The organism is Gilvimarinus gilvus (assembly GCF_030518155.1).
Lineage (GTDB): Bacteria > Pseudomonadota > Gammaproteobacteria > Pseudomonadales > Cellvibrionaceae > Gilvimarinus > Gilvimarinus gilvus.
The window spans coordinates 1-503 of record NZ_JAULRU010000354.1 but is presented as its reverse complement, the minus strand read 5'-3'; the positions used below and the strand labels follow the sequence as shown (position 1 = coordinate 503).

The 503-nt window shown below is 61.0% G+C and carries 1 protein-coding gene; it reads left to right on the top strand.

The window, feature by feature from the left end:
- Nucleotides 1–503 (top strand): PP2C family protein-serine/threonine phosphatase (locus QWI17_RS06055; RefSeq protein ID WP_302721622.1); only part of this gene is annotated, 503 nt, incomplete at both ends.

Sequence of the window (503 nt, the reverse complement as noted above, 5' to 3'; positions counted from 1 at the left end):
CCTCGACCGCTCGCGCCTGGTGCTGGAAAACCAGCGCTACCGCGACAAGCTCGAAGCCGCCAACCGCGAACTGGAGGCCAGCCTGCACCTGCTGCAGGAAGACCAGACCGCCGGCCGCCAAGTACAGATGAACATGCTGCCGGAAAGCCCATGGGCTGCCGGCGAGTTCGCCTTCGAGCACCAGATCATCCCGTCGCTGTACCTGTCGGGTGATTTCGTCGACTACTTCCGCGTCGATGACCGGCGTATCGCCTTCTACCTTGCCGATGTTTCCGGGCATGGCGCGTCGTCGGCCTTTGTCACCGTGCTGTTGAAATTCATGACCACACGCCTCATGTTCGAACTCAAGCGCAACAAGATGCGTGAGTTCAAGCCATCGGAAGTGCTCAGCCACATCAACCGCGGCCTGATCAACAGCAAGCTGGGCAAGCACGTGACCATGGTAGGTGGCGTGATAGACGAGGATTCGGGCCTGCTGACCTACGCCGTTGGCGGCCACTTGC